Origin of the sequence: Pseudomonas sp. BT76 TE3572, from assembly GCF_050435365.1 — a bacterium.
GTDB lineage: Bacteria > Pseudomonadota > Gammaproteobacteria > Pseudomonadales > Pseudomonadaceae > Aquipseudomonas > Aquipseudomonas fluorescens_W.
In genome coordinates, this window is the sequence record NZ_JBNDKE010000001.1 from 6,155,371 (window position 1) to 6,175,706 (window position 20,336).

Consider the following 20,336-nt stretch of genomic DNA (forward strand, 5'->3'; position numbering starts at 1 on the left):
GGGAGCGAGCCTGCTCGCGAAAGAGGCGACTCGGTATTCAGTCCGAATCCGGCTGCCGATTCCAATACTTGAACAACGGCTCCGCCAGAAACAACACAAACAAAAGTCGCATCACCTGCATCGCCGTCACCAGCGGCACAGACAACTGCAACGTCTCTGCCGTCAGGCTCATCTCCGCAATCCCGCCGGGCATCATGCCTAACGTCAGCGAACGCAAATCCAAATGCGTCAGCGCACTCAACCCCAAAGCCGCCAGTGTGGCGATCAACATGGTCAACACCGTGCCGATCAAAGTCCGGCCCATGAACGACGGTGCGCGACGGAAAAACTGCCGATTGAAGTGACAGCCCAACCCGCTGCCAATCAGCCATTGGCCGATCTGGCTGCCGCCGTTGGGCAAACTGATGTGCAGATCCCAACCGATACTCACCGCCGCACTCACCAGCAATGGCCCGAACAGCCATGGATTGGGTTGACGCAGACGTTCCCAGAGCCAGGCGGCGAGGGCGCCAGCCGGAAACAGAAGTGCCAGCCAGCGCCAGTCAACGGAAGTTGCATGGGACAACGGCGCACCGTCACCCAACAAATACTTGAACGCCGCCGGCACACACAGCACCACCACCAACACCCGCAGACTTTGCCCCGCCGCAACGCGACTGAGCACCGCGCCGTTACGCGCGCCGAGGTTGACCATCTCCCCGGAGCCGCCCGGCATACTGGAAAAGAACGCGGTGGCGCGATCTTCACCGGTGCGCCGCATCAACCAGACCCCGACCACGGCCGAGAGGCTGGTGACCAATGCACCGAAGAAGATCAGACCGAAGTGGCTAAACACCTGCTCCATCACCACCGGGGTGAAGTGCAGGCCAATGCCGATGCCGACAATCCACTGGCCGCACTTGCGGCCGCCAGGGATTTCCGCCAACTGCCAGGGTGTCAGGCAACGCACCAGGATGATCGCCAGCAACGAGCCGACCATCCACGGCAGTGGCCAGCCGATCTGGCTGGCCAGGTAACCGCCCAGCAGACCGACCAGCGGCGTTCCCCACCAGGCTTTGAAGGGTGTTCGATCAGACATCGGCGATAACGCGCCGGGCGACCGAACGTTTGCGCCAGATTCGCAGGATCGGCATCAGCAGCATGATTGCGGTCAGTACCCAGACACCGAAGGTGATCGGGCTCGACCAGAGGATTTCCAGTGCACCGTTGGAGATCGACAGGGCGCGACGCAGGTTTTGCTCCATCAGGCCACCAAGAATGAAGCCCAACAGGACCGGCGACAGCGGGAAGTCCAGCTTGCGCAGGATGTAGCCGAAGATGCCGATACCGATCATCAGGAACAAGTCAAAGGTAGTGGCGTGCACCGCGTAGACGCCGATCCCGGTAATGATCGCGATCACTGGCACCAGCGCCCAGTTCGGTACGGCAAGGATGCGGGTGAAAATGCGGATCATCGGGATGTTGAGGATCACCAGCATGATGTTGGCGACGAACAACGAAGCGATCAGGCCCCAGACGATGTCCGGTTGCTGTTGGAACAACAGCGGGCCCGGGGTGATGTTGTACAGCGACAGTGCGCCGATCATCACCGCCGTGGTGCCCGAACCTGGAACGCCGAGGGTCAGCATGGGCACCAGGGCGCCGCAGGCAGCGCCACCGATAGCGGTTTCCGGAGCCGCGAGACCACGCATGTCGCCTTGTCCGAAAGTGCCGTTGGCGCCGGCGATACGTTTCTCGGTCATGTAGGCCACCGCGCTGGCCAACGTCGCGCCGGCACCCGGCAACACGCCCATGATGAAGCCCAGCAAACCGCAACGGATGTTCACCACGAACACCGCCGAAGCTTCCTTGAAGTTGAACATCATGCGCCCGGTGGCTTTCACCGCTTCCTGGCCGCGATGAGTTTTTTCCAGCAGCAGAAGGATTTCACTGATGGAGAACAAGCCCAGTACCAGCACAACGAACTGAATGCCGTCCGTCAAATGGATGTTATCCCCGGTGAAACGGTACACGCCGCTGTTGGCATCGATCCCGACGGTCGATAGAAACAAACCGATCAGCGCGGCGATAAAGGTCTTTAGTGGTCGGTCGCCGGCCATGCCGCCGAGACAGACAATCGCAAACACCATCAGCACGAAGTATTCCGCGGGTCCGAAGGCAATTGCCCATTTCGCCAGCAGCGGGGCGAACAGCACCATGCCGCACGTCGCGATGAACGCACCGATGAACGAGCTCCACGCCGACAGCGACAGCGCTACACCGGCCAGCCCCTTGCGGGCCATCGGGTAACCGTCGAGGGTGGTCATTACCGTGGAAGCTTCACCCGGGATGTTCAGCAGGATCGAACTGATCCGGCCGCCGTATTCGCAACCCAGGTACACCGCCGCCAGCAGAATCAGAGCCGACTCCGGTGGCAGGCCGAGGGCGAATGCGATCGGAATCAGCAACGCTACGCCGTTGATCGGGCCCAGGCCTGGCAACAGCCCCACGACGGTGCCGATCAGGGTGCCGCACAGCGCGGTCACCAGGTTGTACGGGCTCAGCGCGACGCCGAAGCCCTGACCCAAATAGCCAAGAGTATCCATATCAGTTCTCCAGAACGTCGAGCACGCCCAGCGGCAGTGGCACGTCCATCACCTTGTCGAACAGCAGATAAAGACCGATAGCCATCAGGCTGATGATCACCGTACTGGGCAGCCAGCGGCCGCCATACAGGCGTGCCATAGGGATTCCAATCAGAATGCTGGCGACGATGAAACCAAGGGGTTCGAAGGCCCCGGCGAACACCAGCAACAGCAGTACGCAGATGCCGATTTTGATCAGGGTTTCACGGTCCAGTTTCGGGTCGTCGTCGCTGTGCACAATGGGCGTCGGCCGAAACACCATGTACAACAATGCCAGCCCCATCAGGCCGAGCATCAACAGTGGAAAGGCTCGCGGCCCCACCGGTTCGTAGGAAAAAGACGCTTGGTACGGCCACGCCATCAGCGCCAGGCCGACACAGGCCAGTAACAGCACCGAAGCAAAAATGCGTTGTAAGAGCATGGGAAACTCCTGTGCCGCGGCCCTCCAGAACAAGGGCCGCAGCCGCTAGACAGAGGCGATCACTGAATCAGGCCGAACTCTTTGGCCAGCACTTTGTAGTCCGTGACCTGCTTCTTCACGTAGGTGTCCAGCTCCGGGCCGGTCATGGCGAACGGGAACAGTTCACGCTGATCGCGCAACTTGGCGAACTCTTCGGAAGCCAGCAGCTTGTCGAAAGCGTCTTTCCACCAGGCGTAGTCTTCGTCACTAACCTTTGGCCCGAGGTAGAAGCCGCGAACCACTGGCCAGACGATGTCGTAGCCTTGCTCTTTGGCGGTCGGAATGTCTTTCATTTCCGGCTCGTCCAGACGCTTCTCGGAGAACACGGCCAGCAGGCGCATGTCACCGCTCTGGATGTGCGGCATGGAGTCGGAGATGTCGGTGCTGCCGACCTGGATGTGGCCACCGAGCAGGGCGGTGGCGATTTCACCGCCACCTTCGAGGGCGACGTAACGCAGGTCGCGCGGGTTGATCCCGGCAGCCTTGGCGATCAGGGCGGTCTGCATCCAGTCCTGGCTGCCGACGGTGCCGCCGGAACCGATCACCACTTTGCTCGGATCTTTCTTCAACGCCTGAACCAGATCGTCCAGGTTCTTGTAAGGCGAATCGCTTTTCACCGCGATGGCGCCGTAGCTTGTGCCAACCGCTGCCAGCCAGCGCACGGCGCTTTCATCGAAACGACCGAACTTGCCTTGGGCCAGGTTCAACAGCGAACCGCTGGACCATGCCACCAGCGTGCCGGCATCGGCCGGACGCTGAGCGACCACCGCGTTGTAGGCCACCGCGCCAACGCCGCCGGGCATGTAGGTCACACGCATGGGTTTGGTCAGCAGTTTCTGATTCACCAGCGCGCTTTGCGCCAGTTTGCAGGTCAGGTCGAAACCGCCGCCGGGCGAGGCCGGGGCGATGCATTCCGGGCGTTTGGGTTCGGCGAGCAATTGGCCGGCGAACAGCAGGGCGCTGGCGGTGAGAGCAACTTTACGCAGTGATAGGTTCATTCAAGTCTCCTTGGGAGTTGTTGTTATAGGTTTACTGAATTACCAAAGGGCAACGCTATAGCTCACCAGCAGACGCACTTCATCGGCATCGCGAGCAGAGTAGTTGGAACGGTAAGTGGCATTACGCAGGCGCACGGCGACATCCTTGAGCGCGCCGCTTTGTACGACGTATTTGATTTCGGTGTTGCGTTCCCACTCTTTGCCTTCGTCACCGTTCTTGAGCTTGATGTTGTCGCCGCTCACATAACGGCTCATGAAACTCAGGCCGGGAACCCCAAGCCTGGCGAAGTCAAAGTCGTAACGTGCCTGCCAGGAACGTTCTTCGGCGCCGGCAAAGTCGTTGATCTGAACGAAGTTGACCAGGTAGGGGTCACTGCCATCGACATAAGGGAACGCGCTGTCGCCGGACATGTGCTGATAGCCGGCGCTGAATTTATGCCCGCTCAAGGCGTAGCTCACCAGGCCGTTGAGGGATTTGTTGTCGATATTGCCGCCACGGGCCGCGCCCTCGTCATCACTGATGGCCAGGCGCAGATCGGTGCCGAAAGTGCCGGGGCCGAAGGGTTGCGATGCGACAACACCGAGGAAGTGCTGGTTGTAGACTTCATCAAGTTGCGCGAAGTGGTAGCTGCCGGTGATTTTGTCGGTGAACTTGTAGTCCACGCCGCCAAAGTCGAAATGCTTGCCGGCTACAGTGCCAGCGAAGCGGCTGTTCTTGTTGTTGAGGGCGATGTCCTCGAAGTCGGTACTGTCGCGGTCCTTGGCTTTCTCCAGACGCCCGCCGGTGAAGGTCAGGTTCTTGATTTCCTTGGAGGTCAGCATGCCGCCTTCGAAGGTCTGCGGCAGGATGCGTCCGTCGTTGGGCTTGAGGATCGGCAATTCCGGAATCAGGCTGCCGATTTTAAGTTCCGTGGCGGAGATTTTCACTTTGCCGGTCAGGCCCAGCTTGGAGTACTCATCGGCTGCGCGGCCGTCGTCATGGGTTGGCAGCAGGCCGGTGCCGGTGCGGTCGGGACTCGAATCGAGTTTGACCCCCAGCATGCCCAGCGCATCGACACCGAACCCCACGGTGCCGTCGGTGTAACCCGATTGCAGATTGAGCATGAACCCCTGAGCCCATTCGTCCCGCTTGGATTGCTGGGCGCTGGTACCGTCGCGAAAGTCGCGGTTGAAATACATGTTGCGGGTTTCGAGCGTTGCCGTACTGTCTTCGAAGAAGGCAGCCTGGCTCAACGGAGAAAAGCCGGCGAGGGCGGCGGCACTGGCAAGGGCGGTGTGGCTGAGACGGGAAAAGCGAGCAGGCGGGCATGCCTGGAGCTGCATGGACAGCATATTGAAGTACTCCGTTTATTGTTCTTATTGGCGAAAACGCTTCGAGGCGTTTTTCGTATCGCTATGGGCGGTAGCGCACGGCAGTCGAAACTGTCCGTGGCTGGACTCTAACCGGCCAACCTTTCGCTAACCTTTCAGAAGACTTTCACGGTTTTCGGGCTTCACAGCGGCGGTTGCGGCTGTAAACTCCGCGCCAAAGAATGGCGCCGACCATCCCTGAATGAGGTAAAGATCCATGCGTGTTCTGCTCGTCGAAGACCATCTGCAGCTCGCCGAAAGTGTCGCCCAGGCGCTCAAGAGCACCGGGCTGACCGTGGATGTGCTACACGACGGTGTGGCGGCGGACCTGGCGTTGAGCAGCGAGGAATACGCCATGGCGATCCTCGACGTCGGCCTGCCGCGCATGGATGGCTTCGAGGTGCTGGCGCGCCTGCGGGCGCGGGGCAAGAACCTGCCAGTGTTGATGTTGACCGCTCGCAGCGACGTCAAGGATCGGGTCCACGGCCTGAACCTCGGCGCTGACGATTACCTGGCCAAACCATTCGAACTGACCGAACTCGAAGCCCGGGTCAAAGCCTTGCTGCGTCGCAGTGTGCTCGGCGGTGAACGACTGCAGCGCTGCGGCGTGCTGGCCTATGACCTGGACACTCGGCGTTTCACCCTCGGCGAAGAATTGCTGACCCTGACCTCCCGCGAACAAGCTGTTCTTGAAGCGCTGATCGCCCGTCCTGGCCGGGTGATGAGCAAGGAACAACTGGCCTCGCAAGTCTTCGGACTGGACGAAGAGGCCAGCCCCGACGCCATCGAGATCTATGTCCATCGCCTGCGCAAAAAGCTGGACGGCCAACCGGTGGTCATCGTGACCTTCCGCGGTCTCGGCTACTTGCTGGAAAGCCGCGATGCATAAGCCCAGCAGCCTGCGCTGGCGGTTGCTGTGGAATCTGGCGTTGTTGCTGGTGGTGTTGATGTTGGCCAGTGGTTTGAGCGCTTACTGGAACGGTCGCGAAGCTGCCGACACCGCCTATGACCGGACCTTGCTGGCCTCTGCGCGGACCATCGCGGCGGGCGTCTCCCAGCGCGACGGCTCACTGAGTGCTGACGTGCCGTACGTGGCCCTCGACACCTTCGCCTACGACAGCGCAGGACGGATTTTTTACCTGGTCAACGACATCAATCAGAAACTGATCTCGGGCTACGAAAACCTGCCGCCACCGCCGCCGGGAACCCCGCGAACGGATGACTATCCGGCACTGGCGCGTTTCTATAACGCCAAGTACCAGGGGCAGAACGTACGTGTGGTGAGCCTGCTCAAACCCGTGAGCGAGCCAAACATGAACGGTATGGCGGAAATCCGCGTGGCGGAAACCGATGAAGCGCGGGTCAGCATGGCCCGCAGCCTGGCAGCGGACACGTTGCTGCGTCTGGGCATGCTGGCGGTGGGGGCGTTGTTGCTGGTGTGGTTTGCGGTCAGCGCCGCGTTGCGTCCGCTGGAACGCTTGCGCACGGCGGTGGAAGAGCGTCAGTCGGACGATCTGCGGCCATTGCCGTTGGTGGAAGTGCAGCATGAATTGTGGCCGCTGGTGCGCGCGCTCAATCACTTCACCGAGCGCCTGCGCGGGCAGTTCGAGCGTCAGGCGCAGTTCATCGCCGATGCGGCCCATGAGCTGCGTACTCCCCTGGCGGCGCTCAAGGCACGACTGGAACTGGGTTTGCGCTCGACCGAACCTGAAACCTGGCGCAGTACATTGGAATCCGCCGCCCAAGGCACGGATCGTTTGACCCACCTTGCCAATCAATTGCTCTCGCTGGCACGGGTCGAAAATGGTGCCCGGGCCATCGCCGAGGGCGGCGCGCAGTTGCTTGACCTGAGTCAGCTGGCTCGCGAACTCGGCATGGCCATGGCGCCGCTGGCCCATGCACGCGGTGTGGCGCTGGCGCTGGAAGCGGACGAACCGGTGTGGTTGCGCGGTGAGCCAACGCTGTTGAACGAACTGTTGAGCAATCTGGTGGACAACGCGCTGGCGCACACGCCGTCGGGTGGCAACGTGATTCTTCGGGTCACGGCACCGGCCGTGCTGGAGGTCGAGGACGACGGCCCCGGCATTCCTCTTGAAGAGCGCGATCGGGTGTTCGAACGCTTTTACCGGCGCAACCAGCAGGTGGCCGGTTCGGGGTTGGGGCTGGCGATTGTTGGCGAGATCTGCCGCGCACACCTGGCTCAAATCAGCCTGCACGATGGCGGGCAGGCGGGGTTGAAGGTGCGGGTGAGTTTTATCGCCGGGGAGTGAACACAACCCTGTGGCGAGGGAGCAAGCTCCCTCGCCACAGAAATCAGTAGAACATCGACCGCGATTCTTCCAGATCGCGGCACATCGCCTCGTTCTCCGGATCAATCCCCAGCTTTTTGAACGCCGGCACGCTAAATACGTCGATGCGCGCGAGGGGATGGTCGGTGTCCTTGTGGCAATACAGGTTGGCCACTTGCACCAGATCGACATAATCGACCCGCTCGGACTGTCGATTGAAGTCCAGATAAAGCCCCGGCACCTGTACCAGCATTTCCGGAAAATCCCAGACCCTGAGCAGTTTGTCGCCGAGCAGTGGATGAATGTGATCGATCACATGGTTGAGGCTGACCGGGTCAGCCAGCAGTTCATAGTGATCTTCGGCGTAGGTCAGGATCGGCAACACACCGATCTGATGCACCAAACCGCCAAGGGCTGCCTGATCGGGCTTGAGTTGCGTGTACCGGCGGCACAATGCATAGCTGATCCCGGCGATTTCCAGGCTTTTGCGCCAGACATCGCGCATTTTGTGTTCCACCACCTCGGAGCGGGCATGGAAAATCTGTTCCATGACCAGGCCGATGGCCAGGTTGCTGCTGTAATTGACGCCCAATCGAGTGATTGCCGTGTGCAGGTCAGTGACTTCCTGGGTCGCGCGCAGCAGCGGGCTATTGACCACTTTGATCAGGCGCGCCGACAGCGCGGTATCGCGGCCGATCACTTTGCTCAGGGTGCTGACACTGATTTCCGGGTCTTCAGCGGCCTTGCGAATCTGCAGGGCCACTTCCGGTAACGTTGGCAGAACCAGGTCATCGTTATCGATGGCCTCAACCAAATCCTGTTGGACCTTTTCCGCCAGCTCACTCATTTCGTTTCTCTAGGTATTGCGACAAATGCTGCTGTTAACGCTGGATTTCGCGATCGCGATCCAGTTCGTAAGGCAGGTCGAGCAGGTGCAGGGCTGGCCCTTCGAGCACGCCCAGATGGATATCACCCCCTTCTGCTGCTTCGGCTTGCAGCACGGCCAGGAGTTCAATGTTTTGCCCTGCCTTGGCGGCCAGTACCACTTCGCCGATAGAGCTGCCGTGGGTAGGGGAGAACAGCGGTGTGCCGGGTTCAGGCAATTCGCTGGCATCCAGTGTCAGGCGATACAAGCGGCGCTTGAGTTTGCCCAGGTACTGCATGCGTGCAACGATTTCCTGGCCGGTGTAGCAACCTTTCTTGAAGCTCACGCCACCCACGGCTTGCAGATTGAGCATCTGCGGGATGAACAGCTCGCGAGTGCTCGGCATGACTTGACCGATCCCAGCGCGGATCTGGCCTAACAACCATTGATTCAGATCGCCTTCGGCCAATAGGGCGGACAGCTTGCCCTTGATCAGGTTGGCCTGGTCAGCGGCGACCCAGAGCTCGGCGCGGTCCGGCGAGACGCGAATGGCGATCAAGCCGTCATTGCGCGCGACGCTGTCGGTGTCGGCCGGAAGCTCAAGACCGAGGCTGATCAGTGCTGCATCGCCATGGTCGACGCCGAAGCGGACCCAGGCAGCGCTTTCATCGGTCAGTTTGGATTTGGAAAACACCGCGTACTTTTTCAGGTCCGCCAGTTGCGGTTCCAGCAATTCGGTGGCCATGGCCATCAGAACGCCGTCGCCTTCCAGCAGGATGCGGAAACTCGACTGCATCCGGCCCTTCTGCGTGCAGCGGGCGCCGAGGCTGGCCTGGGTGTCACTCAGGTAATTGAGGTTGCAGGTCAATTGGCCTTGCAGGAATTTGCCGGCATCCGCGCCGCGTACTGCGAGAACGCCTTCGTGAGACAGGGTGCAGAAAAAAGCAGAGTCGGCCATGGGTCATCGCAGGGTAAAGAGTCTGGGGGACATCATAAGGGGGCGCTCTTGAAATGGGTAGTTCACAAAGGATCGTTGGTGGCCGACCAAAGCCGAGTGTCCGACTGTGCCTGGGGCTGTATACTTGCCGCCTATTTGAGGAGCGCTCCATGGTCGAAGATGTTGAACTGAATCGCCTCTACTGGCACAGCCGCCGCGGCATGCTTGAGCTTGACGTGTTGCTGGTGCCGTTCGTGAAAGAGGTCTATCCGCACCTCAATGATGTCGACCGCGATTGCTACCGTCGGCTGCTCGAATGTGAAGATCAGGACATGTTCGGCTGGTTCATGGAACGCGCCGAATCGGAAGATCCGGAGCTTCAGCGCATGGTTCGCATGATCCTGGATCGTGTCCAGCCCAAGTAATGCGTTCGAATGCCGCTGGCATGCCTCACGGCAATTGCTGGCGGCGTATCTTCTGGCCCAGCTGTTTGCGCTGGGTTCGCTGTGCCTTCTCTCTATACCGGCCTGGGCCAGTCTGCTCGGCGCTTTTTGCTGTCTGGCTCACGGCGCTTGGGCATTACCGCGACAGATTCTGCTGACACACCCAAGGGCATTGCGCGGCTTGCGTCGCAATGCCGATGGCTGGCAATTGTGGAATCAGGAGGACGGTTGGCAATCGGTGCAGCTACGACCGGACAGCCTGGCGCTACCGTTGCTCGTTGTGCTGCGTTTTCGTCTGCGAGACGAGCGGCGGGTCAGATCAATCTGCGTTCCCCGCGACTCGCAGGCGGCGGATCTGCACCGGCGCCTGCGGGTTCGGCTCACGTTCAGTCGACGTAGGTGGGCGGCACCAGAATAGTGTCCAGGGCAACCGGCAGCATGTTCGGATAGTCGAGGGTGTAATGCAGGCCGCGACTCTCCTTGCGTTCCATGGCTGACTGGATCATCAGCTCGGCCACTTGGGCCAGGTTACGCAATTCGATCAAATCGCGACTGACCTTGTAGTTGCTGTAGAACTCGTCGATTTCGTCCAGCAACAACCGCACACGGTGCTGCGCCCGTTGCAAGCGCTTGTTGGTGCGCACGATGCCGACGTAGTCCCACATGAATCGGCGCAGCTCGTCCCAGTTGTGCGCAATGATGACGTCCTCATCGGAGTCGGTGACCTGGCTCGCATCCCAGACGGGCAGGGCGATCGGAACCGAAACCTGCGGCAGCTGCTCAAGAATGTCCGCCGCCGCCGAGCGCGCGTAAACGAAACACTCCAGTAACGAGTTGCTTGCCATGCGGTTGGCGCCATGCAGGCCGGTGAAACTGGTTTCGCCAATGGCGTATAGACCCGGCACGTCGGTGCGACCCTGCTGATCGACCATCACGCCGCCGCACGTGTAGTGCGCTGCCGGAACCACCGGAATCGGTTGTTTGGTGATGTCGATGGAGAATTCGAGGCAGCGTTCGTACACCGTCGGGAAGTGAGTCTTGATGAACGCTTCCGGCTTGTGGCTGATGTCCAGATAGACACAATCGACGCCCAGGCGCTTCATTTCATGGTCGATGGCCCGGGCGACGATGTCGCGTGGGGCCAGTTCGGCACGAGGGTCGAAGCGTTGCATGAAGCGTTCGCCGTTGGGCAGCTTCAGGTGTGCGCCTTCGCCGCGCAGGGCTTCGGTGATCAGGAAACTCTTGGCTTGCGGGTGATACAGGCAAGTGGGGTGGAACTGGTTGAACTCCAGATTCGCCACCCGGCAACCCGAACGCCAGGCCATGGCAATGCCATCACCGCAGGCGCCGTCGGGGTTGCTGGTATAGAGATAGACCTTTGCTGCGCCACCCGATGCGAGGATCACAAAGCGAGCGCCGTAGGTGTCGACTTCACCGGTCCCGCGATTGAGGACGTAGGCGCCGAGGCAGCGATCACCTTCAAGGCCCAGTCGCTTTTCGGTGATCAGGTCGACCGCGACCCGCTGCTCCAGCAGTTCGATGTTCGGTCGTTGCCTGGCCTTGTCGAGCAAGGTTCTGAAAATCGCTGCGCCGGTGGCATCGGCGGCATGGATGATGCGCCGATGGCTGTGACCGCCTTCGCGGGTCAGGTGGAACTCGAATCCGCCATCTTCGGTGCCGGACTGTTCATCGCGCGTGAAGGGCACGCCTTGGTCAATCAGCCATTGAATCGCCTCTTTACTGTGCTCGACGGTAAAGCGCACAGCGTCTTCGTGGCACAGGCCCCCGCCAGCATTGAGGGTGTCATCGACATGTGATTCAACGGTGTCGGTGTCATCCAGGACGGCAGCGACGCCACCCTGGGCCCAGAAAGTCGAGCCATTGGCGAGGTCGCCTTTGCTCAGTACGGCGATGCGCAAATGACCGGGCAAGGTCAGCGCAAGGCTCAAGCCGGCAGCACCGCTGCCAATTACCAGAACATCGTGTTGAAACTGTTGGCTCATTTCAGGATTCCGCTCAAAGCGACCCGGGTCGGGGTTGGCGCAAGACAGCTGGATCGGCGAGTCAAGACAGCCACACAGCCCACTAGTATATAGAGGGGGGGAGCGGCACAATAGCGAGCACACATGGCATTGTGAAACTACTGTGACGGAAAATATCTGACGCTTCGTCGGATGGTTTTTCGGCTGGTTCGGTGACAAGACGACTGTATCAACGATTTAACACTCTTTTTCTATTCGCGGTTGCACAATGTCGCTTTCGCGCGGCTATAAATAATTGGAACTTTTGCCAAAGGCCCAAGATCAATAGACGGTGCCTGAAAAGAAGGACAGTGTCGGCTTCGGGGTGGACTTGCGGTTTGGTCCTTCCCGGTGAATCCGATGACAAGATTATTCGCGCAGCCGGGTCATGCCGAGCTGCGCTTTTCGTGCGTGCCAAATCAGAGCCCGCAGGAAACTTGCTTGGAGGGGGAGAACTTTTGCGAAAAGCCCGAGTCTATGTTTGCAAGCCTGGTCGTTTAGTTATGCAAGTCTCCTCCAAGCTTATCGAGGAGTGTTCATGCTAACCCAGGAAGAGGATCAGCAGCTCGTCGAGCGCGTTCAACGCGGCGACAAGCGAGCTTTCGATCTGCTAGTGCTGAAATATCAGCACAAAATTCTCGGGTTGATCGTGCGTTTCGTGCACGACACCCATGAAGCCCAGGATGTGGCACAGGAAGCCTTTATCAAGGCCTACCGTGCACTTGGCAATTTTCGCGGGGACAGCGCGTTTTATACGTGGCTTTACCGCATCGCCATCAACACGGCGAAGAACTATCTGGTTTCACGCGGCCGTCGGCCGCCGGATAGCGATGTCAGTTCCGAGGATGCAGAGTTCTACGATGGCGATCATGGCCTCAAGGATCTCGAGTCGCCAGAGCGTGCATTGCTGCGGGATGAGATCGAAGGCACCGTCCATCGAACCATCCAGCAACTTCCAGAAGATTTGCGTACGGCTTTAACTTTACGTGAATTCGATGGTCTGAGTTACGAGGACATTGCAGCGGTCATGCAATGTCCGGTGGGTACCGTGCGCTCCCGGATTTTCCGCGCTCGGGAGGCCATCGATAAAGCCCTGCAGCCGTTGTTGCAGGAAAACTGAGACAGCGGCGATAGCCAAGAGAGGAACGCCATGAGTCGTGAAGCCCTGCAGGAATCGCTGTCCGCAGTGATGGATAACGAAGCGGACGAATTGGAATTGCGTCGGGTATTGAATGCCTTTGACGATGTCGAAACCCGTGATACCTGGGCTCGTTATCAAATCGCTCGGGCAGTTATGCACAAGGATTTGCTGCTTCCACGTCTGGATATCGCTGCGGCAGTCTCTGCTGCGCTGGCTGACGAAGCTGTACCAGCAAAAGCTTCCCGTGGTCCATGGCGTAGCCTGGGTCGTTTGGCGGTCGCTGCTTCGGTAACCCTCGCCGTACTGGCAGGTGTTCGTCTGTATAACCAGGACGAGATCGCTGGGGTCGAATTGGCTCAGCAATCCAGTCAACCTGGTCTGGCCGTTCCTCAGGTCAAGGGTCCAGCTGTATTAGCAGGCTACAATGAGAGTTCGGAAGCCACTGGCCCTATGGCCAACGGCGTATTGCAAGGTCAGCCAGGCTGGCACGATCAGCGTTTGCCAGGCTACTTGCGCCAACATGCTCAACAGGCTGCACTGAAAGGTACTGAGAGCGCTCTGCCTTACGCTCGTGCAGCCAGTCTGGAAAACCGTTAAGGAGGATCATGCGCGCCATCCCTCTACTTACGCTTCTGCTCGGTGGCTGGTTTGTTGTTCCAGCCCATGCTGATGAAGCCCAGGACTGGTTGACCCGTCTGGGCCAAGCCGAGCAACAGCAGAGTTATCACGGTACATTCGTCTACGAGCGTAACGGTAGTTTTTCTACCCACAACATCTGGCACCGTGTCCAGGATGGCAAGGTCCGCGAGCGGTTACTCCAGCTCGACGGCTCGGCACAGGAAGTCGTGCGCATTGATGGGCGTACTCAATGCGTCAGCGGCATTCTGATCGCAGGGCTTGGAGATTCCCCCAGCTCCTCTGCTCGGGCACTCGATCCACAAAAGTTAAAGAATTGGTACGACCTTGCCGTCATTGGCAAGTCGCGTGTGGCCGGGCGTGCGGCAGTGATCGTTTCACTGACACCTCGCGATCAACATCGCTACGGTTTTGAATTGCATCTGGATAAAGAAACCGGCCTGCCTCTCAAATCATTGCTTCTGAATGAACGAGGGCAGTTGCTGGAGCGATTCCAGTTCACACAACTGGATACCGCCGATGTTCCGTCCGACGGTGACTTGCAGCCTGGCGCCGATTGCAAAACGGTTGCCCTCGACAGTGACAAGGCTTCTGCAATCAAGGCTGCGCAAGTATGGCGTTCGGACTGGTTGCCACCTGGTTTCGAGCTGACCAGCAGTACCTCCCGCAAGGATCCAGAGACCAAAACCCAAGTCAACAGTCTGATGTATGACGACGGTCTGGCCCGTTTCTCGGTTTTCCTTGAGCCGTTGAATGGCGCAACCATTACTGACACTCGCACCCAGTTGGGGCCTACCGCTGCAGTCTCCCGACGCTTGACTACCCCGCAAGGCGAAATGATGGTGACCGTGGTCGGTGAGATTCCGATTGGCACCGCTGAACGGATTGCGCTATCCATGCGCAGCGACGCCACTGCAACCAAGTAGTGAGCTGAAATCGAAATGTTTGGTGAGCATTTCAACTTGCAAATATTCCCGAATTTTTCTATAGGTCAGAGCCTCTCGGCTCTGGCCTTGTTTGTTGTTCCCGGAACAAAAATACCGGCGTATCGTTCCCGGTGTTCCTTGCTCCATATCGCTTAACCATGCTCGTCGTAACGGGAGCCGTATGTCGATACCACGCTTGAAGTCTTATCTCTCAATTTTTGCCACCGTGCTGGTGCTTGGTCAGGCGGTCGCTGTTCAGGCGGCCGAGTTGCCTGACTTCACACAGTTGGTCGAACAGGCCTCGCCCGCGGTGGTGAACATCAGTACCACGCAGAAACTGCCGGACCGCAAAGTGTCGAGCCAGGAGATGCCTAACCTTGATGACTTGCCGCCAATGCTGCGCGAGTTTTTTGAGCGCGGCATGCCGCCACAGCCTCGTACGCCACGCGGTGATCGTCAGCGCGAAGCCCAGTCCCTGGGGTCGGGCTTCATCATCTCGCCTGATGGCTACATCCTCACCAACAACCATGTAATCGCCGATGCCGACGAAATTCTCGTTCGTCTCGCCGACCGCAGCGAATTGAAGGCCAAGCTGATCGGCACCGATCCACGTTCCGACGTGGCGCTGTTGAAAATCGAAGGCAAGGATCTGCCGGTCCTGAAACTAGGCAAATCCCAGGATCTGAAAGCCGGCCAGTGGGTCGTGGCGATTGGCTCTCCATTCGGTTTCGACCATACCGTGACCCAAGGTATCGTCAGCGCTATCGGTCGCAGCCTGCCGAACGAAAACTATGTGCCGTTCATCCAGACCGACGTGCCGATCAACCCGGGTAACTCCGGTGGTCCGCTGTTCAACCTGGCCGGTGAAGTAGTGGGCATCAACTCGCAGATCTACACCCGTTCCGGCGGCTTCATGGGCGTGTCGTTCGCGATCCCGATCGACGTCGCCATGGACGTTTCCAATCAGCTCAAAAGCGGCGGCAAAGTCAGCCGTGGCTGGTTGGGTGTGGTGATTCAGGAAGTGAACAAGGACCTGGCCGAGTCGTTCGGTCTGGATAAGCCAGCCGGTGCACTGGTGGCTCAGATCCAGGATGACGGCCCGGCTGCCAAGGGTGGCCTGCAAGTAGGGGACGTGATCCTGAGCATGAACGGCCAACCGATTGTCATGTCCGCCGATCTGCCACACCTGGTGGGCGCTCTGAAAGCCGGCTCGAAAGCTGATCTGGAAGTGATTCGTGAAGGTAAGCGCAAGAATGTCGAGTTGACTGTCGGCGCTATCCCGGAAGAAGGCAAAGAGCTGGATGCACTGCCGAAATCCAGCACCGAGCGCAGCAGTAACCGCCTGGGTGTTTCCGTGGTCGAGCTGACTGATGAACAGAAGAAAACCTACGACCTCAAAGGCGGTGTCGTCATCAAGGAAGTCCAGGACGGTCCTGCTTCTCTGATTGGCCTGCAGCCAGGCGATGTGATCACTCACCTGAACAATCAGGCAATCGGTTCCACCAAGGAGTTCACGGATATCGCCAAGGCGCTGCCGAAGAACCGCTCGGTGTCGATGCGGGTTCTGCGTCAAGGACGCGCCAGCTTCATCACCTTCAAACTGGCTGAATAATCCGGTTGTTGGCTGAATAAAAAACCGCCTCGAAAGAGGCGGTTTTTTTGTGTCTGAAATTTTTTTCTGACAAGCGTCAGCCCATCATGTCCTTGATCATGCGCTCTTCCTCCATCAGCTCACGTTGTCGTGCGTCGATCCGCGACGACAGCGGGAAATTGGTACCGGCCTTACGCTTGGCGAAGTCCAGTTGCTGAATGGCCTGACGGTAATCCCCGACCAGGGCGAAATACTCGGCGCGGGCCTGATGCAGGCCGATGATGTTGCCTGACAGACCGCGCGTCTCGGCCACCATGTACCAGACGTCCGGATCGTCCGGGCGGCTCTTGAGCAGATTCTCCAGCGCTTTTTCCGCTTCGGGCGCACGGTTCTGCTTGAGCAGCAGATCGACACGCACCGAATTCAGCGGATAGTTGCCGGGGTACTGCGTCAACATCCGGTCAACCCGGGACTGGGCGTCCGGCAGACGATTGTTGGTAATGTCCAGATCGACCTGCGCCAAGTTGTAGATGATCTCGTTCGGCGACTTGGCCAGCAGCAGCTTGAGGTTTTCCCGTGCTTCATTCAGCTGGCCGCCCTTGATCTGGGCGATGGCCAGGCCATAGCGAGCGACATCATTTTTCTGGTTTTCATCAAGCTGGGCGCGAAAGCGTTTGGCGCCCAGGCCTGGGGTTTCTTCATAGATCAACTGGACCCGTGCACGAATCAGCTGATAACGCATCGTGTCTTCGATGCCGCCGGGTTTTGCCTGTTCGGCGCGGTTGCGCGTGTCAGCGATCCGCGACTCGGTCACCGGGTGAGTCAGCAGAAATTCCGGTGGCTTGGCGTCAAAGCGGTATTGGCGCGCCAATCGCTCGAACATGGTCGGCATCGAGCGCGGGTCGTAACCGGCCTTTTCCAGATTGAGAATGCCGATGCGGTCAGCTTCCTGTTCGTTCTGGCGCGAGAAACGCCGCTGTTCCTGAACGGCCGCCGCCTGCGTACCCGCAATGGCCGCGATCCCGGCATCGCCGGCGCCAGCTGCGGCAATCACAATCCCGGCCAGCAGCGCGGCCATCATCGGCACCTGCATACGCTGTTGGGCTTCGACGCCACGGGCGAAGTGGCGCTGCGACAAGTGAGCCAATTCGTGGGCGAGTACCGAGGCGTATTCGCCTTCGGTCTGGGCGTTGAGGAACAAGCCGCCGTTAACCCCGACAATGCCGCCCGGTGCCGCGAAGGCGTTGAGTTGCGGGCTGTTGATCAGGATGAATTCCAGGCGCCGGTCATTGACCTGGCTGGTCTCGACCAACCTGTAGACGCTGGATTCGACGTAGTCCTTGAGCTGTGGATCGTTGAGCTGCGAAACCTGGCTGCGCAACAGCGCCAGCCAGGCACGGCCTAACTGGTGTTCCTGTTGCGGCGAGACGATGGCAGAACTGGCGTCGCCGAGTGACGGCAAGTCGTCGGCGAAGCCCGGTGAGGCGAGCAGGCAAGCGAGCGTCAGCAGGGTAGGGCGCAAAAAAGTCATGCACAAAGCCTTAGTCGACAAAGACCTTACTGTAGCCGGACACTACGCTTCGGACCAGATATTCTAGCCGCTCGACCCCCTGACCCCGGAGTGATGCAATGACCGACGCTGTAGCCCATGACGCCGAGCTCGACGCCAGCGGCCTGAATTGCCCCTTGCCGTTGCTCAAGGCCAAGATGGAACTCAATCGACTGGCCAGCGGCGCAGTGCTGAAGGTAATCGCCACCGATGCAGGCTCACAGCGCGACTTCCGCACCTTTGCCCGATTGGCCGGTCATACGCTGCTTCGTGAAGAAGATGACGCGGGTGTTTACCGCTACTGGTTGAAAAAAGCCTGAATTCTGCTGCGTTCGTTTCTAAGGATTATTGATGTTCAAAGTGTTACGCGACTGGATTCAGCGCTACTTCTCTGATGAAGAGGCCGTTGTGCTGGCGGTCCTGCTGTTTCTGGCGTTTACCGCCGTGCTAACGCTGGGCGGCATGCTTGCGCCAGTGCTGGCCGGGATGGTGCTGGCGTATTTGATGCAGGGGTTGGTCGTCACTCTCGAACGTCTGCGCATGCCGGGCGGGGTGGCGGTGGGGTTGGTCTTTGCGTTGTTCATGGGGCTGTTGCTGGTGTTCATCGTGGTTGTGGTGCCGTTGCTCTGGCATCAGTTGATCACGCTGTTCAACGAATTACCCGGCATGCTCGCCAAATGGCAGTCGCTGTTATTGCTGCTTCCCGAGCGCTACCCGCATCTGGTGTCCGACGAGCAGGTGCTGCAGGCGATCGAAGTGGCGCGGGGCGAGATTGGCAAGTTCGGTCAGTGGGCGCTGACATTCTCGCTGTCGAGTCTGCCGTTGCTGGTGAACATCATGATCTACCTGGTGCTGGTGCCGATCCTGGTGTTTTTCTTTCTCAAGGACCGGGAGATGATCGGTCAGTGGGTGCGTGGTTACTTGCCCCGTGAGCGGGCGCTGATCACCCGCGTCGCTCATGAGATGAACCGGCAGATTGCCAATTACATTCGCGGCAAGGTCATCGAGATTTTCATTTGCGGTGGCGTGACCTACATCGGTTTCGTTGTTCTAGGCCTCAACTACGCGGCACTGCTGGCATTGCTGGTGGGCGTGTCGGTGGTGGTGCCTTACGTCGGCGCTGTGGTGGTGACCGTGCCGGTCATGCTGATTGCGCTGTTCCAGTGGGGCTGGAGCGATCAGTTCATCTATTTGATGGCGGTCTACGGGATCATCCAAACGCTGGACGGCAACGTGCTGGTGCCGCTGCTGTTCTCGGAAGCGGTCAATCTGCATCCGGTGGCGATTATCTGCGCGGTGTTGTTGTTTGGCGGGCTGTGGGGTTTTTGGGGCGTGTTCTTTGCGATTCCGCTAGCGACCCTGTTCAAGGCCGTACTGGATGCGTGGCCGCGCAAAGAGCCGATAGTGGCGCCGCTGTTGTAAGGAGCCTGTGGGAGCGGGCTCCCACAGACGCCAGATATTCAGGCTTTGTTTAGTGCCTGAGCGGCAGCCAGAACAGCATCCACATGGCCCGGCACTTTCACACCGCGCCATTCCTGACGCAGCACACCGTTCTTGTCGATCAGGAACGTGCTGCGATCAACGCCCATATATTCTTTGCCATAGAGCTTTTTCAGCTTGATCACGTCGAACTGCTGGCAGAGCGCTTCTTCCTTGTCGCTGATCAGCTCGAAGGTGAACGCCTGCTTGGCCTTGAAGTTTTCGTGTGATTTCAGGCTGTCGCGGGACACGCCGAAGACTTCGGTGTTGGCGGCTTTAAAAGCATCAAGCTGATCACGAAAGCCCTGACCCTGGGTGGTGCAACCCGGTGTGCTGTCCTTCGGATAGAAGTAAATCACCACTTGCTTGCCTTTGAGGCTCGCGAGGCTGACGGTCTGCCCGCTGGTGGCGGGTGCTTCGAAGTCGGCAACCGGTTGGTCGATGGCAACGGCCATGAAAGCTTCCTTACATTGGGTTTTGTGGGCGCCACGGTTCGATCAGGGCATCCAGGTTCAGCGCGTCGGCGAAATCCAGGAACTGATCGCGCAGCCAGCTGATTTGCACACCGGCCGGCAAGGTCACGGTAAACGTGGCATTGAGCATGGTGCCGCCGGTTTGCGGAGCCTGATAGGTGTCGCAGGTCAGGTTCTCCAGCTCGACGTTGTGGTCCATGAAGAACTGGCACAGCTCGTTGATGATGTCCGAGCGGTAAGCCGAGCTGACATAAGCGACGTACGGCAGGGCTTGAGGACGATTCTCCAGCGCTGCGCTGCGCACCACATTGACCGTAAAGGCGTGCTTCTTGGCGAGGCTCGACAGGCTGCCTTCGAGGCGCGCCAGGGCGTCCCAGCTGCCGGAGATCTCGAGGATCAACGCACTGCACTCGCCATGACGGGTCAGGCGGGAAGTGACCACGGCGCAGCGGTTTTCATGGCTGGCGCGGCACAGGACGTTAGTCAGCTCCATGGGGTTGGCGCCGAGGGCACTGATGACAAGGAATTGTTCGCGAACTGTGGGGGTGGACATGC

General features: G+C 59.3%; 21 protein-coding genes. 10 read left to right on the plus strand and 11 right to left on the minus strand.

Annotation, left to right across the window (positions count from 1 at the left end; translation table 11 throughout):
* Window positions 1-37: 37 nt before the first annotated feature.
* Genes ABH912_RS28100 through ABH912_RS28120 form a run of 5 tightly spaced genes read right to left on the minus strand, consistent with a single transcriptional unit; the run spans window position 38 to window position 5,414 of the window.
* On the minus strand, window positions 38-1,078 hold the full coding sequence (locus ABH912_RS28100; RefSeq protein ID WP_429512191.1) for an AbrB family transcriptional regulator: 1,041 nt from the start codon (window positions 1,076-1,078) through the stop codon (window positions 38-40).
* Window positions 1,071-2,585, minus strand: coding sequence for a tripartite tricarboxylate transporter permease (locus tag ABH912_RS28105; RefSeq protein ID WP_033054084.1), 1,515 nt, complete (start codon window positions 2,583-2,585; stop codon window positions 1,071-1,073). The genes ABH912_RS28100 and ABH912_RS28105 overlap by 8 nt, the downstream gene beginning before the upstream one ends.
* Window position 2,586: 1 nt before the next feature.
* The gene (locus ABH912_RS28110; protein WP_033054082.1) at window positions 2,587-3,045 is read right to left on the minus strand and encodes a tripartite tricarboxylate transporter TctB family protein; all 459 of its coding nucleotides are present in this window, start codon (window positions 3,043-3,045) and stop codon (window positions 2,587-2,589) included.
* Window positions 3,046-3,104: 59 nt separating this feature from the next.
* Window positions 3,105-4,082, minus strand: coding sequence for a Bug family tripartite tricarboxylate transporter substrate binding protein (locus ABH912_RS28115; RefSeq protein WP_033054080.1), 978 nt, complete (start codon window positions 4,080-4,082; stop codon window positions 3,105-3,107).
* Window positions 4,083-4,121: 39 nt separating this feature from the next.
* Entirely contained in the window at window positions 4,122-5,414 is a 1,293-nt protein-coding gene (locus ABH912_RS28120; protein WP_429512194.1) for an OprD family porin, read from the minus strand.
* A 235-nt stretch (window positions 5,415-5,649) separates the two neighbouring features.
* Here ABH912_RS28120 and ABH912_RS28125 point away from each other — a divergent pair, with 235 nt between their 5' ends.
* Window positions 5,650-6,321 (plus strand): response regulator, encoded by a 672-nt coding sequence (locus ABH912_RS28125; RefSeq protein ID WP_008153060.1) that lies wholly within the window; start codon window positions 5,650-5,652, stop codon window positions 6,319-6,321.
* Window positions 6,314-7,702: a sensor histidine kinase gene (locus tag ABH912_RS28130; protein ID WP_033054074.1), complete on the plus strand. Its 1,389-nt coding sequence runs from the start codon at window positions 6,314-6,316 to the stop codon at window positions 7,700-7,702. Before ABH912_RS28125 ends, ABH912_RS28130 begins: the two co-directional genes overlap by 8 nt.
* A gap of 43 nt (window positions 7,703-7,745) precedes the next feature.
* On the opposite strand, the gene ABH912_RS28135 is transcribed toward ABH912_RS28130, so the two are convergent.
* The gene (locus ABH912_RS28135) at window positions 7,746-8,567 is read right to left on the minus strand and encodes an HDOD domain-containing protein (RefSeq protein ID WP_033054073.1); all 822 of its coding nucleotides are present in this window, start codon (window positions 8,565-8,567) and stop codon (window positions 7,746-7,748) included.
* A gap of 34 nt (window positions 8,568-8,601) precedes the next feature.
* Entirely contained in the window at window positions 8,602-9,543 is a 942-nt protein-coding gene (locus ABH912_RS28140) for a YgfZ/GcvT domain-containing protein (RefSeq protein WP_429512197.1), read from the minus strand.
* 149 nt (window positions 9,544-9,692) lie between these two features.
* Between ABH912_RS28140 and ABH912_RS28145 the strand changes: the two genes are divergently transcribed.
* Both ABH912_RS28145 and ABH912_RS28150 read left to right on the plus strand, forming a co-directional pair.
* A complete protein-coding gene (locus tag ABH912_RS28145; RefSeq protein WP_033054070.1) occupies window positions 9,693-9,947 on the plus strand; it encodes a succinate dehydrogenase assembly factor 2 in 255 nt (84 codons plus the stop codon).
* Window positions 9,931-10,383 (plus strand): protein YgfX, encoded by a 453-nt coding sequence (locus tag ABH912_RS28150; protein ID WP_082458995.1) that lies wholly within the window; start codon window positions 9,931-9,933, stop codon window positions 10,381-10,383. Before ABH912_RS28145 ends, ABH912_RS28150 begins: the two co-directional genes overlap by 17 nt.
* Here ABH912_RS28150 and nadB read toward each other — a convergent pair.
* Window positions 10,352-11,968: an L-aspartate oxidase gene (nadB, locus tag ABH912_RS28155; protein WP_033054068.1), complete on the minus strand. Its 1,617-nt coding sequence runs from the start codon at window positions 11,966-11,968 to the stop codon at window positions 10,352-10,354. The two genes, ABH912_RS28150 and nadB, sit on opposite strands and share 32 nt — an antisense overlap.
* A gap of 556 nt (window positions 11,969-12,524) precedes the next feature.
* On the opposite strand from nadB, the gene rpoE reads away from it, so the two are divergent.
* The 4 genes from rpoE to ABH912_RS28175 all read left to right on the plus strand — a co-directional run bounded on the left by rpoE (window position 12,525) and on the right by ABH912_RS28175 (window position 16,301).
* A complete protein-coding gene (rpoE, locus tag ABH912_RS28160; protein ID WP_007944079.1) occupies window positions 12,525-13,106 on the plus strand; it encodes an RNA polymerase sigma factor RpoE in 582 nt (193 codons plus the stop codon).
* A 30-nt stretch (window positions 13,107-13,136) separates the two neighbouring features.
* On the plus strand, window positions 13,137-13,724 hold the full coding sequence (locus tag ABH912_RS28165) for a sigma-E factor negative regulatory protein (protein WP_033054066.1): 588 nt from the start codon (window positions 13,137-13,139) through the stop codon (window positions 13,722-13,724).
* Window positions 13,725-13,732: 8 nt separating this feature from the next.
* Window positions 13,733-14,689 carry a MucB/RseB C-terminal domain-containing protein gene (locus tag ABH912_RS28170; RefSeq protein ID WP_033054065.1) on the plus strand — a complete coding sequence of 319 codons (957 nt, stop codon included), beginning with the start codon at window positions 13,733-13,735 and terminating at the stop codon, window positions 14,687-14,689.
* Between the two features lie 181 nt (window positions 14,690-14,870).
* The gene (locus ABH912_RS28175) at window positions 14,871-16,301 is read left to right on the plus strand and encodes a DegQ family serine endoprotease (protein WP_033054064.1); all 1,431 of its coding nucleotides are present in this window, start codon (window positions 14,871-14,873) and stop codon (window positions 16,299-16,301) included.
* Between the two features lie 76 nt (window positions 16,302-16,377).
* Here the strand turns inward: ABH912_RS28175 and ABH912_RS28180 are convergent, their stop codons facing one another.
* The gene (locus ABH912_RS28180; RefSeq protein ID WP_429512201.1) at window positions 16,378-17,811 is read right to left on the minus strand and encodes a M48 family metalloprotease; all 1,434 of its coding nucleotides are present in this window, start codon (window positions 17,809-17,811) and stop codon (window positions 16,378-16,380) included.
* A gap of 98 nt (window positions 17,812-17,909) precedes the next feature.
* Between ABH912_RS28180 and ABH912_RS28185 the strand changes: the two genes are divergently transcribed.
* On the plus strand, window positions 17,910-18,149 hold the full coding sequence (locus ABH912_RS28185) for a sulfurtransferase TusA family protein (RefSeq protein ID WP_123366784.1): 240 nt from the start codon (window positions 17,910-17,912) through the stop codon (window positions 18,147-18,149).
* A 31-nt stretch (window positions 18,150-18,180) separates the two neighbouring features.
* Window positions 18,181-19,251, plus strand: a complete 1,071-nt coding sequence (locus ABH912_RS28190) for an AI-2E family transporter (protein WP_033054061.1) — start codon at window positions 18,181-18,183, stop codon at window positions 19,249-19,251.
* Between the two features lie 38 nt (window positions 19,252-19,289).
* Here the strand turns inward: ABH912_RS28190 and ABH912_RS28195 are convergent, their stop codons facing one another.
* Window positions 19,290-19,763, minus strand: a complete 474-nt coding sequence (locus tag ABH912_RS28195) for a peroxiredoxin (protein ID WP_429512204.1) — start codon at window positions 19,761-19,763, stop codon at window positions 19,290-19,292.
* Window positions 19,764-19,773: 10 nt separating this feature from the next.
* Window positions 19,774-20,334 carry a glycine cleavage system protein R gene (locus tag ABH912_RS28200; RefSeq protein WP_046055714.1) on the minus strand — a complete coding sequence of 187 codons (561 nt, stop codon included), beginning with the start codon at window positions 20,332-20,334 and terminating at the stop codon, window positions 19,774-19,776.
* Between the last annotated feature and the right edge of the window lie 2 nt (window positions 20,335-20,336).

Bases quoted from the DNA above. Each gene is read 5' to 3' on its own strand.
- ABH912_RS28185 (WP_123366784.1), top strand. From the start codon at position 17,910: ATGACCGACGCTGTAGCCCATGACGCCGAGCTCGACGCCAGCGGCCTG.
- ABH912_RS28170 (WP_033054065.1), top strand. From the start codon at position 13,733: ATGCGCGCCATCCCTCTACTTACGCTTCTGCTCGGTGGCTGGTTTGTT.
- ABH912_RS28115 (WP_033054080.1), bottom strand. From the start codon at position 4,082: ATGAACCTATCACTGCGTAAAGTTGCTCTCACCGCCAGCGCCCTGCTG.
- ABH912_RS28145 (WP_033054070.1), top strand. From the start codon at position 9,693: ATGGTCGAAGATGTTGAACTGAATCGCCTCTACTGGCACAGCCGCCGC.
- ABH912_RS28180 (WP_429512201.1), bottom strand. From the start codon at position 17,811: ATGACTTTTTTGCGCCCTACCCTGCTGACGCTCGCTTGCCTGCTCGCC.
- ABH912_RS28165 (WP_033054066.1), top strand. From the start codon at position 13,137: ATGAGTCGTGAAGCCCTGCAGGAATCGCTGTCCGCAGTGATGGATAAC.
- ABH912_RS28105 (WP_033054084.1), bottom strand. From the start codon at position 2,585: ATGGATACTCTTGGCTATTTGGGTCAGGGCTTCGGCGTCGCGCTGAGC.
- ABH912_RS28140 (WP_429512197.1), bottom strand. From the start codon at position 9,543: ATGGCCGACTCTGCTTTTTTCTGCACCCTGTCTCACGAAGGCGTTCTC.
- ABH912_RS28110 (WP_033054082.1), bottom strand. From the start codon at position 3,045: ATGCTCTTACAACGCATTTTTGCTTCGGTGCTGTTACTGGCCTGTGTC.
- ABH912_RS28195 (WP_429512204.1), bottom strand. From the start codon at position 19,763: ATGGCCGTTGCCATCGACCAACCGGTTGCCGACTTCGAAGCACCCGCC.
- ABH912_RS28125 (WP_008153060.1), top strand. From the start codon at position 5,650: ATGCGTGTTCTGCTCGTCGAAGACCATCTGCAGCTCGCCGAAAGTGTC.
- ABH912_RS28190 (WP_033054061.1), top strand. From the start codon at position 18,181: ATGTTCAAAGTGTTACGCGACTGGATTCAGCGCTACTTCTCTGATGAA.
- ABH912_RS28175 (WP_033054064.1), top strand. From the start codon at position 14,871: ATGTCGATACCACGCTTGAAGTCTTATCTCTCAATTTTTGCCACCGTG.
- ABH912_RS28200 (WP_046055714.1), bottom strand. From the start codon at position 20,334: ATGTCCACCCCCACAGTTCGCGAACAATTCCTTGTCATCAGTGCCCTC.
- ABH912_RS28130 (WP_033054074.1), top strand. From the start codon at position 6,314: ATGCATAAGCCCAGCAGCCTGCGCTGGCGGTTGCTGTGGAATCTGGCG.
- ABH912_RS28135 (WP_033054073.1), bottom strand. From the start codon at position 8,567: ATGAGTGAGCTGGCGGAAAAGGTCCAACAGGATTTGGTTGAGGCCATC.
- rpoE (WP_007944079.1), top strand. From the start codon at position 12,525: ATGCTAACCCAGGAAGAGGATCAGCAGCTCGTCGAGCGCGTTCAACGC.
- ABH912_RS28120 (WP_429512194.1), bottom strand. From the start codon at position 5,414: ATGCTGTCCATGCAGCTCCAGGCATGCCCGCCTGCTCGCTTTTCCCGT.
- ABH912_RS28100 (WP_429512191.1), bottom strand. From the start codon at position 1,078: ATGTCTGATCGAACACCCTTCAAAGCCTGGTGGGGAACGCCGCTGGTC.
- nadB (WP_033054068.1), bottom strand. From the start codon at position 11,968: ATGAGCCAACAGTTTCAACACGATGTTCTGGTAATTGGCAGCGGTGCT.